21 protein-coding genes are annotated in these 14,851 nt (G+C 67.2%); 10 read left to right on the top strand and 11 right to left on the bottom strand.

The features are described from left to right. The first annotated feature begins 68 nt into the window (after positions 1-68). The 3 genes from IG75_RS0116360 (at position 69) to IG75_RS0116350 (ending at position 1,331) form a co-directional block, all read left to right on the top strand. A complete protein-coding gene (locus tag IG75_RS0116360) occupies positions 69-281 on the top strand; it encodes a ribbon-helix-helix domain-containing protein (protein ID WP_162183796.1) in 213 nt (70 codons plus the stop codon). After that, positions 278-715, top strand: coding sequence for a type II toxin-antitoxin system VapC family toxin (locus tag IG75_RS0116355; RefSeq protein ID WP_030522140.1), 438 nt, complete (start codon positions 278-280; stop codon positions 713-715). Before IG75_RS0116360 ends, IG75_RS0116355 begins: the two co-directional genes overlap by 4 nt. A gap of 94 nt (positions 716-809) precedes the next feature. Beyond that, positions 810-1,331 (top strand): pyridoxamine 5'-phosphate oxidase family protein, encoded by a 522-nt coding sequence (locus IG75_RS0116350; RefSeq protein WP_030522139.1) that lies wholly within the window; start codon positions 810-812, stop codon positions 1,329-1,331. Positions 1,332-1,389: 58 nt separating this feature from the next. Here the strand turns inward: IG75_RS0116350 and IG75_RS0116345 are convergent, their stop codons facing one another. From IG75_RS0116345 to IG75_RS0116330, 4 genes are all read right to left on the bottom strand, one after another. Then, positions 1,390-1,902: a hypothetical protein gene (locus tag IG75_RS0116345; RefSeq protein WP_030522138.1), complete on the bottom strand. Its 513-nt coding sequence runs from the start codon at positions 1,900-1,902 to the stop codon at positions 1,390-1,392. Then, a complete protein-coding gene (locus IG75_RS0116340) occupies positions 1,899-2,984 on the bottom strand; it encodes a DNA polymerase III subunit beta family protein (protein WP_030522137.1) in 1,086 nt (361 codons plus the stop codon). Before IG75_RS0116340 ends, IG75_RS0116345 begins: the two co-directional genes overlap by 4 nt. 149 nt (positions 2,985-3,133) lie before the next feature. Beyond that, entirely contained in the window at positions 3,134-3,562 is a 429-nt protein-coding gene (locus tag IG75_RS0116335) for a VOC family protein (RefSeq protein WP_030522136.1), read from the bottom strand. Between the two features lie 4 nt (positions 3,563-3,566). Further along, complete coding sequence (locus IG75_RS0116330) at positions 3,567-4,409, bottom strand: helix-turn-helix domain-containing protein (protein WP_030522135.1); 843 nt, start codon at positions 4,407-4,409, stop codon at positions 3,567-3,569. Positions 4,410-4,522: 113 nt separating this feature from the next. On the opposite strand from IG75_RS0116330, the gene IG75_RS0116325 reads away from it, so the two are divergent. Beyond that, positions 4,523-5,284 carry an oxygenase MpaB family protein gene (locus IG75_RS0116325; RefSeq protein WP_051714658.1) on the top strand — a complete coding sequence of 254 codons (762 nt, stop codon included), beginning with the start codon at positions 4,523-4,525 and terminating at the stop codon, positions 5,282-5,284. Between the two features lie 12 nt (positions 5,285-5,296). Further along, entirely contained in the window at positions 5,297-6,376 is a 1,080-nt protein-coding gene (gene ychF / locus IG75_RS0116320; RefSeq protein WP_030522133.1) for a redox-regulated ATPase YchF, read from the top strand. Positions 6,377-6,861: 485 nt separating this feature from the next. Here ychF and IG75_RS0116315 read toward each other — a convergent pair whose 3' ends face one another. Continuing rightward, on the bottom strand, positions 6,862-7,257 hold the full coding sequence (locus IG75_RS0116315) for a tautomerase family protein (protein WP_030522132.1): 396 nt from the start codon (positions 7,255-7,257) through the stop codon (positions 6,862-6,864). A gap of 224 nt (positions 7,258-7,481) precedes the next feature. On the opposite strand from IG75_RS0116315, the gene IG75_RS0116310 reads away from it, so the two are divergent. Beyond that, complete coding sequence (locus IG75_RS0116310; protein WP_030522131.1) at positions 7,482-7,700, top strand: type II toxin-antitoxin system VapB family antitoxin; 219 nt, start codon at positions 7,482-7,484, stop codon at positions 7,698-7,700. Further along, positions 7,697-8,110: a PIN domain-containing protein gene (locus tag IG75_RS0116305; RefSeq protein WP_030522130.1), complete on the top strand. Its 414-nt coding sequence runs from the start codon at positions 7,697-7,699 to the stop codon at positions 8,108-8,110. The genes IG75_RS0116310 and IG75_RS0116305 overlap by 4 nt, the downstream gene beginning before the upstream one ends. A gap of 104 nt (positions 8,111-8,214) precedes the next feature. On the opposite strand, the gene IG75_RS0116300 is transcribed toward IG75_RS0116305, so the two are convergent. Then, a complete protein-coding gene (locus IG75_RS0116300) occupies positions 8,215-9,111 on the bottom strand; it encodes a LysR family transcriptional regulator (protein ID WP_210436817.1) in 897 nt (298 codons plus the stop codon). Positions 9,112-9,159: 48 nt separating this feature from the next. Between IG75_RS0116300 and IG75_RS0116295 the strand changes: the two genes are divergently transcribed. Then, positions 9,160-9,885 carry an SDR family oxidoreductase gene (locus IG75_RS0116295; RefSeq protein ID WP_030522128.1) on the top strand — a complete coding sequence of 242 codons (726 nt, stop codon included), beginning with the start codon at positions 9,160-9,162 and terminating at the stop codon, positions 9,883-9,885. Between the two features lie 218 nt (positions 9,886-10,103). Here the strand turns inward: IG75_RS0116295 and IG75_RS0116290 are convergent, their stop codons facing one another. The 4 genes from IG75_RS0116290 to IG75_RS39115 form a co-directional block, all read right to left on the bottom strand. Then, the gene (locus IG75_RS0116290; protein WP_030522127.1) at positions 10,104-10,535 is read right to left on the bottom strand and encodes a type II toxin-antitoxin system VapC family toxin; all 432 of its coding nucleotides are present in this window, start codon (positions 10,533-10,535) and stop codon (positions 10,104-10,106) included. Continuing rightward, on the bottom strand, positions 10,532-10,753 hold the full coding sequence (locus IG75_RS39865) for a FitA-like ribbon-helix-helix domain-containing protein (protein WP_030522126.1): 222 nt from the start codon (positions 10,751-10,753) through the stop codon (positions 10,532-10,534). Before IG75_RS39865 ends, IG75_RS0116290 begins: the two co-directional genes overlap by 4 nt. An 83-nt stretch (positions 10,754-10,836) precedes the next feature. After that, positions 10,837-12,048, bottom strand: coding sequence for an FAD-dependent monooxygenase (locus tag IG75_RS0116280; RefSeq protein WP_030522125.1), 1,212 nt, complete (start codon positions 12,046-12,048; stop codon positions 10,837-10,839). Next, complete coding sequence (locus IG75_RS39115) at positions 12,045-12,188, bottom strand: hypothetical protein (RefSeq protein ID WP_156058940.1); 144 nt, start codon at positions 12,186-12,188, stop codon at positions 12,045-12,047. Before IG75_RS39115 ends, IG75_RS0116280 begins: the two co-directional genes overlap by 4 nt. A 170-nt stretch (positions 12,189-12,358) precedes the next feature. Here IG75_RS39115 and IG75_RS0116270 point away from each other — a divergent pair, with 170 nt between their 5' ends. After that, the gene (locus IG75_RS0116270; protein WP_030522124.1) at positions 12,359-13,363 is read left to right on the top strand and encodes a serine/threonine protein kinase; all 1,005 of its coding nucleotides are present in this window, start codon (positions 12,359-12,361) and stop codon (positions 13,361-13,363) included. Positions 13,364-13,541: 178 nt separating this feature from the next. Here the strand turns inward: IG75_RS0116270 and IG75_RS0116265 are convergent, their stop codons facing one another. Then, positions 13,542-13,859 (bottom strand): hypothetical protein, encoded by a 318-nt coding sequence (locus IG75_RS0116265; protein ID WP_030522123.1) that lies wholly within the window; start codon positions 13,857-13,859, stop codon positions 13,542-13,544. Between the two features lie 313 nt (positions 13,860-14,172). On the opposite strand from IG75_RS0116265, the gene IG75_RS0116260 reads away from it, so the two are divergent. Then, positions 14,173-14,655 (top strand): GNAT family N-acetyltransferase, encoded by a 483-nt coding sequence (locus tag IG75_RS0116260; RefSeq protein WP_051714657.1) that lies wholly within the window; start codon positions 14,173-14,175, stop codon positions 14,653-14,655. Positions 14,656-14,851 lie beyond the last annotated feature (196 nt).

Genomic DNA, 14,851 nt, shown 5'->3' with positions numbered 1-14,851 from the left:
TCCCATTCGGGTAGTTATGGGAATCCCGAATGGTATCTAGTTTGGTATCATTGCGTATGGCCTGGACAATGCGTTTACCCGATGACGAAGAGCAGGCGCTCAACGCGCAGGCCGATGCCGAGGGACGTTCGAAGCACGAGATAACCCGGGATGCCGTGCGCGCCTATTTGTTGCGCCACCGCCGGTGGGATACGCCCCTCCTGACAGACGAGGAGACCTTCGACCTCGGTGGGCCGATCGGTAAGGATGAGATCCGCGATGCCATGAACCGGTCGGCGTGATAATCGTCGCGGATACTTCCGGACTCCTGGCTCTTTTCAACCGTTCCGACCCTGAACACTTCGCGGCGCGCAGCGCTGCTGATTCCGCCGGTGCCGTCGTGGTGAGTCCGCTCGCGCTGACAGAGGTACACCACGTGGCGAGTATCCGAGCCGACCGCCGCGTAGCGGACGGAATTCTGCGGCTGATAGCCGATCGCATCGCCGCGGGTCGTATCGTCGTGCCAGAAGTCGACGCCAGGGCGATCCGTACGGCTGTCGAGATCCGCGGACACTACGCGGCGATGAACCTCGATCTGGTCGACGCGATGTGCGTGTGTCTCGCGGAGGCGTTCGATACCGATGCGGTGCTCACTCTGGACCGCCGCGATTTCCGGGTGCTGCGACCGCTGACCGGATACTCGGCCTTCAGGTTGCTGCCCGATGATCTGCAGTAGCACCTCCTCCCGGTCGGACGGCAACCGCGCGAACCCGGTATATCGAGCAATTTCGGTCAAACGAAACACGGTCCGGCGCGCATACGGTGGGGCAATGCGCGAAACCCCCGAAGAACTGGCCGCCCTGCAGACCCTGCTCGACACCTCTCTCGCGGGTGCCACGGGGCATCTCCGCTCGATCATCGCCGCCGACCGCACCCTGACCGCCGCGCAGCTCACCTCGGTTCTCACCGGTATGTGCCTGCTCACCCTGTCCACCGTGACCGCCAAGGGCGAGCCGCGGGTGAGCGGGGTCGACGGGCATTTCCTGCACGGCCGGTGGTATTTCGGCACCGCGCGCACCGCCGCCAAGGCCCGCCACCTCGCCGCCCGCCCGGCCGCGAGTGTCGCGCATATGCGTGGTGAGGGATTGGGTGTGTTCACGCACGGCACCGCCGAGACCTTGAACCCGGCCGGTGGTGAACCGGATGCCGAGTGGCCGGAGCTGCGCGCCTACCTCCAGGATTTCTACGGCGACGACGCGTTCGACTGGGACAACGATGTGGTGTTCTTCCGGCTGCGCCCGCACTGGACGACCGTCTACGCGCCCGATTTCGCCGAGCTCATCGCGCAGTGATCGCCGCCCCGGCCGATCGGTGCCGGCCGGGGCCGCGCGGTAGCCGCGGGGAACGGTGTCAGGAACGCGGGCCCGGCGCGCTCGGTCGCCGCTCGGTGGACCGCCGGGTGACCGCGTCGGCCACCTCGTCGAGCGCGGTGCGGATCATCGCGCCGTAGGCGTCGTCGGAGAGGGCGTCCAGCCGTTCGCGTGCGGCGGCGAGCTGTTCGGCGGCGGCATCCCACGATCCCAGCCGTCGATAGTTGTCGGCCAGGTTCAGGTGCAGCGACGGATAGAACCCCGCGACGTGCAGGCTCGCGTGGTGCCGCTGCACCCGGTCGTCGGTGAGGGCGTCGGCCGCGTCGAGGGCGCGGATATCCCAGGCCAGCGCCTGGGCGGGATCGTCGTGGAGATCGGCCAGGTAGTGCGCGAGGGTGCAGCGGTGGAAGGGGTCACCGGCGACGCCGATACCGCGCCAGATCTCGAGGAGACGGGCGCGGGCGGCGGCGGTGTCCCCGGATCGGCCGAGCGTGACGGCCGCGGTGATCGCGTCCATGGTGGTGTCGGGGGAGCGCTGTTCGGTGGAGGTCATCGGGGGGATCCGTTCTGGTCGACAACTGCGGGGTCGGCCGGCATGGCCAGGGTGGTGAGGTCGCCGTTGTCCGCGGACCGGACGACCATCGGATCGGTGCGGCCGCCGATATCCAGCCGGACATCGGGTCCGATGGCGGTGGCGACGGCCGGGTGCAGGATGGTGAACCCGAAGACGAGTTCGCTGTCGGGGCCGGTGACCCGCGCGGCCAGTTCGGCCGGCGGCTCGCCTCCGGCGCCCGAGATGCTGAGGGTGCCCGGCACGGTCCGCACCCGCAGGTAGCGGTCGCGCTGCTGTTCCAGCGCGCGCATCAGGTCGTGTTTGGCGACCACGGCGTGGGTGGGTGCCGCCGGCAGGGCGGCCAGCAACCTGCGGTGGTCGGGGAACGGTTCGGCCAGCGTCCGGCAGGTGCGTACGGCGCCGTCGGCGGATCGGAACCGGACGCTGCGTTCGCCGGCTTCGATGTCGATGGTGTGGGCGCCGCGGATCTCCGGCAGCGCCGCGCTCAGTTCGACGCCATCGACCGTGGCGGCCCACTCGGCCGATCCGGGTTGTTCGGGAACCATCGTGCGGGTGGACAGCCGATAGCGGTCGGTGGCGGTGAGGGTGAGCGATTCGGGTGTCGCCTCCAGCCGCACTCCGGCCAGCACCGGCAGGTCGGGGTCGGTGCCGGTGGCGGCGAGTATCTGCTCGACCGCCGCCGCCAGCACCGGCCCGCGGACTGTCGCCACCCACCAGCCGGAGGGTTCGCCGAGCGCGGCCTTGACCACTTCGGCGGTCCGTCGTGCCTGCTGGGACCGCTGGAGCATCCCCGCCACATGGTCGTCGATGAGCCGGGCCGCGGTGTGCGGGTCGGTCGCGAGCACGCGGGCGATCTCGTCGAGCGGCATATCGATGGCGCGGAGGCGGCGGATCGTCACCGCGCGCTCGACCTGGGCGGGAGCGTAGTAGCGGTATCCGGTGGCCGCGTCGACCCCGGCCGGTGACAGCAGGCCGGAGTCGTCGTAGAAGCGCAGCGCACTGGCCGTGATACCGCACGAGCGGGCGAACGCGCCGATGGTGATCAGGTCGGATTCGGGCACGCGCCCATCATCGGGCTTCGAGCAACCCGAAGGTCAAGCCACGACGGCACGGCCCGTTTCGGAAAGGCGCCGCGGCAGGGCTCGACACCGCCGCGGCCACCGGGAACAGCGAACCATGTGCCGGCTCCGAACCGGCGCAGCGACGCGGTTCACTGCCCTCGATAGGTTCCGAAGCTCCAGTAGTTGCCCTCCGGATCGGCGACTGTGAACCCGCGCGACCCGTAGTCCTCGTCCTTCAGCCCGGCGACGGTTTCCGCGCCGGCCGCGGTGGCTCGCTCGTACAGCGCGTCCGGGTCGGCGCAGACCACATAGATCGATTCGGTGCCCGGTGTGCGCCGCTCCGGCAGCCCACCGCCTTTGTCGGCGGTGCCGAACATGATTCCGCCGCCTTCCGGCCAGCGCATTTCGGCGTGTTCGATTACCGACGGGTCGTTCTCGCGGGCGTACATCGCCGTCAGTTCGAAGCCGAACGCCCGGACCAGGAAGTCCGCGGTGCCGCGGGCATCGGTGAAGGCCAGGCACGGCCAGACGGCCGGTGCGGTGGTGGTGGTTGTGGGAGTGTTCTCGGTTGCGGTCATGGTTTCAGCCTGGTCCGCCGGCCATCTCCGGGTCTTGGACGGATGGAATCTCCTCGGCCAGCCACCGGGTGGGGCTGCATCCGGCCAGCCGGGCGAATTCCCGGTTCAGATGTGGCTGGTCGTAGTAGCCGCAGGTGGCGGCGACCTGGGCGATCGAGACGAACGACGGCGTGTGCAGCAGCATCTGTTTGGCCCGCTCGAACCGCGCCACCCGCCCCGCCACCTTCGGGCTCGAGCCGAACTCGCTCGTGAAACGTTTGGTGAGGTACTGGCGGCTCCACCCGATCCGTTCGGCGAGGGGTTCGACGCCCATCGTCCCGTGCGACCCCGTCACCGCCCGCCACGCCCAGCTCAGTTCCGGTCCCACCGACCGTTCGGGCACCAGCAGCCGGGTGAGTACCCGGTCGCACGCCGCGAACCGCTGCGGCCATCCCGGCTGTTCCTGGAGTTCCTCCCACAGCTGCCGTCCCGGCGCGCCGATGAGGTCGGCGAACTCGATCGAGGTATTCCACAGTTCCGCCGCGGGCAGCCCGAACAGGGCCCGGCTGCCCAGCGGGGTGAGCTTGATGGCCACACCTTCCTGGGTGCCGTCGTGCGCGATCATCGCCGGGCCGTCCTGGAGCCCGCTGAGCACACAGCGGTAGTCGTCCGGCGACTGGCGGGCGTCGGTCTGGCTGATCACGTCGATGGACGGTCCGATGGCGACGATGAACGTCATATGCCGCGAAGGCAGCCCGCGGTGCAGACCCGCCTCGTACCCGGTCATCCGATATCCGATGTACCGGTCGATGAAGGCGGCCAGTGCGGGGGCCGGGTATGCCGTCACCACCTGGGAGTTCGGCTCCATGAGGTCACGCTACGCTGCCCGGCCGACACATCAACGCTTTGACACGATGAGATAAAATCATTTCATTACTCTCAGGTTCTGGTATTCCGGGGCCCCGGTCGAGGAATTACGCAATGACGAGTTCGCAGGCGCCCGCGCAGCGGGAAATCGCTCACCACTCCCTGCTGCGCAGATATCTGCCCGACCGCCGCTTCCTGCTGACCCTGCCCCGCGCCGTCGCCCTGCAGATCCTGCACCCCGCGATCGCCGCGTCGTTCACCGAGCACGTCCACACCGGTCTGTGGGCGCACAAACAGCGCACGGTCGACCACATGATCGGTCTGGCCTGCCACGACCACCCCGACCCAGCCCGCGTCATCCGCTACGCCCACGAGCACGTCAAGGGTCGCGACCACACCGGCGCCCGCTATCACGCCCTGACCCCCGACCTGTTCCACTTCCAGCACGCCACCTACGTCGACACCCTGGTCACCGCCGTCGACACCTACGTCCACCCGCTGACCCCCGCCGCCCGCGAACGCCTCTACCAGGACTGCTGCGACTGGTACCGCCTCTACGGCATCTCCACCCGGCCCCTCCCCGGCAGCTGGCCCGAGTTCACCGAATACTTCACCGACGCCCTCGCCACCCGGCTCCAGCGCACCGAGGCCGCCGACCGCCTGGCCGCGCAGGCCCTGAACCCGCCGTGGTGGGCGCTCGGCGTCGTCCCCGGGTTCGCCGTCCGCGCCGTCCAGCACGAACGGGCCACCGAACTCCTCGGCATCACCCGGCAGCCCGGCGACCGTATGAAGTTCGCCGCCTTCTCCGCCGCCCTCCGTGCCGGTGCCCGCGCACACGCCCCGGCCGACCGTCGCCCTCGGCACTCACCCGCGTAGACTGCTGTCCTCGTGAGTCTCACCCTCGGAATCGTCGGCCTGCCCAACGTCGGAAAATCGACGCTGTTCAACGCGCTGACCCGCAACGACGTGCTCGCCGCGAACTACCCGTTCGCGACCATCGAGCCCAATGTCGGCGTGGTTCCGCTGCCCGACCCCCGCCTGGACAAGCTCGCCGAGATCTTCGACTCCGCCCGCACCGTCCCCGCGACGGTCTCCTTCGTCGATATCGCCGGCATCGTGAAGGGCGCCTCCGAGGGCGCCGGCCTCGGCAACAAATTCCTCGCCAACATCCGCGAAGCCGACGCCATCTGCCAGGTCGTCCGCGTCTTCGCCGACGACGATGTGGTGCACGTGGACGGCCAGGTGAACCCGGCCTCCGATATCGAGGTCATCGAAACCGAACTGATCCTCGCCGACCTGCAGACCCTCGAGAAGGCGGTCGTCCGCCTGGAGAAGGAAGCCAAGGTCAAAAAGGACCGCAAGCCCTACGCCGACGCCGCCAAGCAGGCCCAGGAAATCCTCAACGGTGGGCGGACCCTGTTCCACGCGGCGAAGGAGATCGACGGCGAACTCCTGAGGGAACTGTCGCTGCTCACCACGAAGCCGTTCCTGTACGTCTTCAACGCCGACGAGTCGGTGCTCAGCGACGAAGCCAAGGTTGCCGAACTGAAAGCCTCGGTGGCCCCGGCGGATTCGGTGTTCCTCGACGCCAAGGTCGAATCCGAACTCCTCGAACTCGACGAGGAATCCGCCACGGAACTGCTGGAATCCATCGGCCAGACCGAACCCGGCCTGCACGCCCTGGCCCGCGCCGGATTCCACACCCTCGGCCTGCAGACCTACCTCACGGCCGGCCCGAAAGAGTCCCGGGCGTGGACGATCCACCAGGGCGACACCGCGCCGAAGGCGGCCGGGGTCATCCACACCGACTTCGAACGCGGGTTCATCAAGGCCGAAGTGGTGGCTTTCGACGACCTGGTCGAGGCGGGATCGATGGCAGCGGCTAAGGCGGCGGGCAAGGTTCGGATGGAGGGCAAGGACTACGTCATGGCCGACGGCGACGTGGTCGAGTTCCGCTTCAACGTGTAGAGCTCTCGTGCCGGAAGAGTGGTTTGCTCTTTGCCTCAAAACCCTGACAAACAGCTCATGTTGCGCTTTGCATTGCTAATGCATGATGATCAACCTCGGCAGGGGGCAAAGTCTCTCTTCATCGAAGTTTGCTTCTACTGGGGGTAGACGTGTCCTTCACGGAAAACCGGACTCATCGGTTCGCTGTCGAGTAAAGGCACGTTCCAGATAGCAGTCCGGGCCTGACCGGCAGTTGATCAGTTACAGCGGATAGAACTCACTGAGGAGCCAGATGGACCCGCTCGTCGCCGGGCTTTTTAAGAGTTCTCGCAAACGGCTGATCCCCCGCGGCTACGCCAGAGTGCTGTCGGCGGTTGGCTCCCCACGGATTGATCATGGTGGTGTCGGTGGACGGCGAGCCCGCTGAATGACCGTACCTGCCGGAGTCGGTGGCACTTCACTGCCGATGGTTCGGTGATCAAGCAGCCCCTGGAGTCCGGTGAGCCTCAGACATCGACCGCGAATCCCAGATCGACATCGCACGCGGCCTGGCCGCCGCGGATCCCCCAGTTCTCCATGGGAATGTCCCGAATAGTGATCGAGACATGGTCCCGCGGGATCCCGATCCTGGAGAGACGCTCAACGATCTCGGCGTAAAGCCTTCGCTTGGCGTTGGTAGAGCGGCCCTCGAAGCAATCGATGTGGACCAAGGTCAGGAGGTCCGGCCGGGCCAGCGTCGAAGGGTGCGCGAAGCGATGCGGCTCATGAACGACCAGCCTCACGTGCTTGTCCTCGACAGGAATTCGGAAGGCGGCGACGAGGGCCCCGTGCACCGCATCGATGATGGCTACCTCCTCGTCGGTGGACCAGTGACGACGGACCTCGATCTGTGCGTGGGGCATTGCTGTGCGCTCTCCTTTTCGTTCGGTTGTCCGAGCCCGATCTTCTCCACCCCGGGCCGAGTCGTCGACCCATTTCCCGTGGGGAGGGAATTTAGGCGGTAGCCCGGAAGGTACCGCGTCGCCGCCGGGGCGATAGGCGTCGTCGTGGCGACGGCGCGGTTGGATGTGGCCCCATGGCGCGGGTCGATATATAATCGGTCATATAATACGGAGGAGGGGTAATCATGGCAGTCACCAGCGTCGACCTGGATCCGCAGCTCATCGAGCGTGCCAGAGAGCTCACGGGCGAGCGATCGAACCGGGCTGTGCTCGACCTCGCGTTGCGTCGGCTCATCGCCTCGAAGCAGAAAGGCGCGATGATCCGCGGCATCGCGGGACTGACCGACCTCGATAACGAGCTCGGCGCGCCAGTGGTCTCTCCGGGCGAGTCTCAGTCCGCGTGACCGACTACCTGGTCGACAACTCGGTGTGGGCAAGGCTGGCTACTGGAGACCCGGCTATCACTGCGCGCCTGCGGCGAATCGAACGAGCGCCGGCGGACCTGTTCGTCACGTGCCCGCCGCAGGTGCTCGAGTTCTGCCACAGCGCTCGGACGCCCGATGAACACGCGAACTACCGAGAGCAGATCTCTCTCGGGTTCCCGCTCGAGCGCGCACCGGACGAATCGCTTGTCCTCGATATTCAGGCAGCGCTATGGAACGCGGGGCTCGTCCGGGCGGCCGGCTCGCACGACATCCTCATAGCCGGCTACGCCATCGTGAACGATGCGACCGTGCTTGCCGCAGACCACGACTTCGAGCACATCGCAAGGGTGTCCGACCTGCAGTGCGAGTACATCGCGCCGTCGCCGTGACATTGCTTCGTACCGGTACGGAGTCGAACGTGGAGCGTTTCGCGGCTGTCACAGGATCGGCGAGCTTGCATGGTGGATTCCTGAACCATGCGGAGAGGTATCGGCTAGAGGCGTATTGCGGTGCGGACGAGGGCGGCGACGGTTTTGGATCTGCTGTGTGGTGGCCAGGCGATGACGGTCGTGACTGCCGGCGCGTCCGGTACCGGCACGATGGCGTGCTTGTCGTGCAGGTGAGTTCGGACGGACTCCGGCATGACCGCACAGGTCCGGCCGAGCGCGATCAGCTGGGTCAGCTGGGTATGGTCGCGGACCTGTGGGCCGGGGCCGTCCGGATAGCTCCCGTCCTGTCGAGGCCAGCGCGGCAAGGGCAGGTCCGTCAGGGCGGAGACCTCGGCCGAAGACATATGGGCCCGGTTGGCGAGGGGATGCCCGGCGGGTAGGACCAGGACCTGCTGTTCGGTGTGCAGGTCCTCGGTGTCGAATCCGGCCGTCGTGTCGAAGGGGCGGTGGAGCAGGGCAACGTCGGCACGACCGTCGCGCAGGAGTCTTTCCTGTTCGCCGGGCCCGCACAGCATCACTTCGACGGCGACCGCGCCCGGTTCGGCGGCGTATGCGTCCAGCAGCTTCGACAACAGTTCGCTGGACGCCCCGGCCTTCGTGGCCAGCACCACGCCCGGCCGATCGGCCGCGGCGCGGCGGGTGCGGCGCTCCGCGGCTTCGACCGCGTCGAGCACGGCGCGGGCCTCGAGCAGCAGCACGGACCCGGCCTCGGTCAACGCGATCGCGCGAGAGGTGCGGTGCAGCAGCACCACGCCGAGCCGCCGTTCGAGCTGCTGGATCGCCCGGGACAGTGGCGGTTGCGCCATGGCGAGCCGCTGTGCCGCCCGCCCGAAGTGCAACTCCTCGGCGACCGCGACGAAGTATCGCAACTCCCGCGTCTCCACCGTGGCATCGTATCCGGCGCTGACCGCGACCGATACCCGTGCGGTATCGCTGGCCACCCGGTCGGTCTTGGACGCGCTACCCGAGGCCGCATCAGGATCGACGGTATGAGTGCACAGACGATCGCGCTGGTGACCGGCGCGAACAAAGGAATCGGATATGAGATCGCGGCGGGCCTGGGTGCCCTCGGCTGGCGGATCGGTGTGGGCGCGCGGGATTCACAACGTCGCGACACCGCGGTGGAGAAACTATGTGCGGCCGGAGCCGATGCGTTCGGTGTCCCGCTCGACGTGACCGACGACGCGAGTGTGGCCGCCGCGGCCGAGCTGATCGCCGAGCGAGCCGGAGGTCTCGACGTGCTGGTCAACAATGCCGCGATCACCGGCGGTACGCCGCAAGAGCCCACCATGGTCGATCCCGCGACCGTGCGAGCTGTGGTGGAAACCAATGTGATCGGCGTCATCCGTGTCACCAATGCGATGCTGCCCCTGCTGCGCGGCTCGGCATCACCGCGAATCGTGAACATGTCCAGCAGTGTCGGCTCGCTCGTCCTGCAGACCACGCCCGGCGCCGAGACCGGCCCGATTTCCGCCGCGTACTCGGCGTCGAAGACATTCCTCAACGCCGTAACCGTTCAATACGCAAAAGAGCTGAGCGACACCGATGTCCTGATCAACTGCGGCTGCCCCGGTTTCACCGCTACCGACCTCAACGGCTTCCGCGGCCACCGCACCCCCGGACAGGGCGCGGCAATCGCGATTCGCCTCGCGACCCTTCCCGATGACGGACCGACCGGCGGATTCTTCGACGACGCCGGAACAGTGCCCTGGTGACAGGCTCAATTGTTTCGCATCCTCCGGCAGCGGTGCGTTCTGCCCTTTGGGCAGCGTCGGAGGAGTCACAGCCCATCTTCTGCAGCTGACGGAAGCAGCTCGGGGAGTACCGATCTGTTGGCACGTGGGGTCGAACGGTCGAGCCTGCAGGCAATGTCGTGGCACTGCACGGATATTCGACGATTCGGCGAAGCTTGCTGCCGGTTGGTTCCGAACTGCTATGCCAGAGTGCTGTCCGGGGTCGGCTGCCATGGGTTGATGATGGTGATGCCGAGGTCGGTGAATTCCTTGACGTTGCGGGTTGCCACCGGGCAGTCGTTCACCAGGCAGATCGCTGCGATCTGTGCATCCGCGTAGCCGATCGGGCGGCCGATGCGTCGGCGTGTGGCAACGATTCGGCCGTAGGCTCGTGCTGCCCGGGAGTCGTAGGTCTCGACCTCGTCGCCGAATTCGTCGAACAGGTCGGTAGCCAGCGTAACCAGGCCCGCCTTGCGCGTGCCCTCCGGTAGATTTTCGATACCGGCCCATATCTCGCCGATGGTCACGGTGGTGATCGTGATGTCCGTGGACTTTTCCAGCCAGCTGAGCACGCGGGTGTCCGGGGTGGGTTTGAACAGCTCCGACACCACATTCGTATCGGCGACGATCACAGTTGAGCTGCCCCGGCCTCCGGCTGTTCGGGAATATCCAGTTCGGTCGCGTAGGGGCGGCTGCGTTCGTAGATTTCGTGCAGCAACCGAGTCGGGCGTACTGCGGCGGCAAGGATATCCCGGGCTTCGGCTTCCATACTCCTACCGTGCGCGGCGGCCCGGCGCCGCAGGCGCTCCTTGACGTCGCGGTCCAGATCGCGGATGGTTATGCTTGCCATGCAATCAATGATAGCACTGGTTGCATAGTGGCCTGGGTGAAACCGCGGGACATCTGCCGAAGCGCCGTCCCTCTCGACACGGTCTACGGCCTGGCCGACGAGGTGATCGGCAGCCCGGTCGGGGCCCCGGAGTCCGGTATCCCCGCGTAGTCGGGCAGCTCGACGCCGTTGATCGCGCGCTCGACCAGTTCGGTGAACCATTCGCTGCCGAAATCGATGCTCGACTCGGGGACGTCGCGGCTGCGTACGTGCAACCGGCCGATCTCCTGGTTCGCCTCGACGAACGAGCGCATCCGCCGCTCGTAGCCGGCGAATCCGGCTTCCGGCTCCCACCCGGCGGCGGCCAGCTCTCCGGCCAGGAGGTAGGCGCCGACCAAGGCCAGCCCGGTGCCCGCTCCGGACATCGGCGACGAGCTGAACGCCGCGTCCCCGAGCAGCCCCACCCGTCCGATCGACCAGCGGTCCATCACCACCTGGGCGACCTGGTCGAGGTAGAAATCCGGGGTGTCGTCCAGGTGCGCGAGGATGCGTGGGGTCCACCAGCCCAACCCGGCCATCTGCTCGCGCAGCAGGCGTTTCTGGGCGGCGATGTCGCGGTGGTCGACGTCGAGGTCGGCCGCGGGGAAAGAGAGCATGGCCATCGCCCGGGTGGCGTCCCGGAGGGGCCGCAGGCCGGCGGAGCGCCCGGACTCCTGGTAGTCGAGCAGCCAGCGGTCCAGCCCGAACTCGTTGGGCACACTGTAGAAGGCCAGCACGTGCCCGAGGTGGCGGATGAACCGCTCATGCGGCCCGAAGGCCATCGCTCGCAGCGCCGAGTGCAGCCCGTCCGCCCCGATGACCAGGTCGAAGCGCCGCCGGTCGCCGCCCTCGAAGGCCACGTCGACCCCGTCGGCGTCCTGGGTGAGTTCGGCGATCCGGTCGCCGAAGATGTACTCGACCCTGTCCCGGGTGTCCTCGTGGAGCACCCGGGACAGGTCACCGCGCAGGATCTCGATCTCCGCTATGTACCCGTCGCCGCCGTTGTCGTCCGAGCGGTAGGTCTCCAGCACGTTCCCCTCGGCGTCCACGGTGTACGCGCCGGCGGTCTCGGTACGGGCCGCGCGCACCGCCGCGTCCAGCCCCATCCGCGCGATGACCTCCTTGGCGATCCCGCGCGCGTCCACCGCCTGCCCACCGGGACGCAGCTCGGGGGCCCGCTCCACCACGGTCACCTCGGCCCCCCGCCGGCACAGCCAGTGGGCCAGTGCGGGCCCCGCGATACTCGCCCCTGTCACCAAAACCCTGGTATCGCTCACTGCGCCACCTGCTCACTCGTCCGGATCGGCTGCTCCTGCTCGGGGCGCACGATGCTCATCCGGGTGTCCCGGATCCCGTGGTCCACCCGAGCGCTTCCGTCGTCGAGCGAGATGTAATGGCCCGGAATCGACTTCCGCATCCCAATGCCTCCGTGTGTTATTCCGCGCTGGGTCGGTCTCGGCACAGGCCCACCGCCATCGGTTCGTTCAGAGGTATCGACCGGGGATCCGTCCGAAATTCATCGGTTCGGCTGCACGTCGATCACCGGACCGACCGAGTGCAACCACCAGCCGGTGGCAGGATCGTGTGATGACAACTGCCAGGAGCGACCGGCACCGGGAACTCTCGGCTTTCCTGGCCGCCCGCAGTGACAGCGAACTCACCGAGCTCGTGGACAGGGGCCGACCGAACACCGTGGGAGTGGGCGGCGGTACGGCCGTCCTCGACATCGACGGTGTGCCGGTGTTCGCCAAACGAATTCCGCTGACCGATCGGGAACTCGCGCACCAGGGCTCCACCGCGAATCTCTTCGACCTGCCGGTGTTCTGCCAATACGGCATCGGTGGCCCGAGTTTCAACGCATGGCGTGAGCTGGCCGCGAACATTCTCGTCACCGACGGAGTGCTGGCCGGTGCGACACAATCGTTCCCGATGCTCTACCACTGGCGAGTTCTCCCCGGCCGCTCGCCGGTCGCCGCCGAACACGCGGACATCAACGCTGTGGTCGCCGCCTATGCTGGGTGCTCAGCTGTGCGTGCGCGTCTCGAGGCACTGGCCGCCGCACCGTCGAGCCTCATACTGTTCTGCGAATACATTCCGCGCGCATTGCCGGACTGGCTGCGCGAGTGCCCGGCAGGCAAGGCCACCGTGGTCGAACAGCAGTTCTCGGAGATCGTGACCTTTCTGAGCGATCGGCAGCTGCTGCATATGGATGGCCACTTCGGCAACCTCCGCACCGACGGGCGGCGGATCTATCTCACCGACTTCGGGCTCGCCACCTCGCCGCGTTTCGATCTGTCGCCGGCCGAACACGACTTCGCCGAACGCCATATCTCGCATGACTCCTGCTATGCCGCCATGCGACTGGTCAACTGGCTGGTGACCGACGTCTGTGGAATACCGGCGCCGCTCAGCGGCGGCCCCGTCACCCGCAACGAGTACGTACTCCGGTGCGCCGGCGGTGACGTCCCGGAGGACGTATCGCCGGTCGTGGCCTCGATCCTGACCCGCCACGCCCCTGCTGCCGCGCGGATGAACGCCTTCTACTGGAGATTGTTCGGTGGCGATATACGCGCGGAATACCCGGGCGGGTAACGCAGATCGGGTCGGCACCCCTCGCTTACAAGAATTTGCTGAGCGGGTGCCCGTAGCCGGCGCCGCTACTGATCCCCATCGAGAGACTCGGTGGGGAGCGGTCGTAGGGTCGGAGTGCTCGCTGCGCCGGCGGGAGTCGATGCGTTCGGGAAAGTGGGTACCGCAGACCGGCCTACGTTCAGGCCTGGATCACTTCGATCCTCGTCATTGCGTTGAACGAGTCGCAGCTGGCCCAGGACTGGTTCTGCCCGTACTGCACCGGGCCGTACTTCCAGTAGGTGAACGGGACCGGCCACGCGACGCAGGTGAGCTTCACCTGATGCCAGGTCGGCAGCTCGCAATTGGCCATCCCGCCGGTATTGAAGACGTTGTAGACATGACAGTTGGCCTGCCACACCGGTACGTCGGCCTGGGCCACGCCACCACCGGCGAGCACAGTGGCCGCAGTCGCGCCGGCGACGACGATGCCGGCGGCAAGCCGCTTCGCAGAGAACATTTCGAACCTCCTGATTTGATGTTGTATGAACACATCGCACAGGAATCGCGCTCGTTACTCGAACCGTTCATCACGTTAACTCCCGGATCGCTGGCAAGCCTGAATGCGCCCTGCGCCGCCTGCGAATATCGCTCGGCCGAAGAAGGCTTCGGGCGAGGATCCGTCGAGGCCGATGAGGGCCCGAGTTCGAGGCGGTGTCCATTGCCGCGGCGAGGTAAGCAGGCAAGGTCGGAGGGAGGTGAAGGAGCACGACGCGGCCGATGGTGACGTGGGGGCGTTGGGCCGGCCGGCAGCGACGTGATGGAGTTCCGGTATGGATGAAAAGAGTCTGCGGGCGGAGGCGAGCCCGTCGCCGCGATCACACCTGCGTGACTGCCTCGGGGCAGCCGAATACGGCCGCTTGGTCGGTGTGTGGCGCAGCGCGGTGAAGGCGACCCATCACTTCCTGGCGGAAGCCGACCGCGTGGATATCGAGAGTCGGTTGATCGATGCCTACTTTCCCCAGGTCCGGCTCACGGTTATGGACGTCGGCGGAGAGGTGATCGCCTTTTCGGGGACGGCCGGGGACAGCCTCGAAATGCTGTTCGTCGCGGCCGACGCCCGGGGTCGCGGTGCCGGGAGCGAGCTGCTCGCGCACGCGGTCCGCGAGCAGGGGGTACGGCGGGTGGACGTGAACGAACAGAACGAGCAGGCGGTGCGCTTCTATGCGCGGCGCGGGTTCGTCGTCGTGGGACGGAGCGATCACGACGAAGCGGGGAGGCCGTATCCGCTGCTGCATATGACGCTGGAAGAGTGAAGGTGGGGTGATCAGTGCTCGGGTCGCGAAAGCGCGCGATTCGAGGGATCGCGCCGTGGCCGGGCTCCTCCTCGAGCACCTGAGGCCGGAGCGCGGCTCGGATGGACGCCGGGCTCCGCTGCGGCCAGGTCGACGATGGTGCCGACGTTGCGCGGATCTCCGGTCGGGAGGCCGTTCCTCGAGGTAGCGCGGAGTC

The sequence above is a fragment of the Nocardia rhamnosiphila NBRC 108938 genome (assembly GCF_000720425.1).
Taxonomy (GTDB): domain Bacteria; phylum Actinomycetota; class Actinomycetes; order Mycobacteriales; family Mycobacteriaceae; genus Nocardia; species Nocardia rhamnosiphila.
This window is presented reverse-complemented; position numbering and strand designations above follow the sequence as displayed.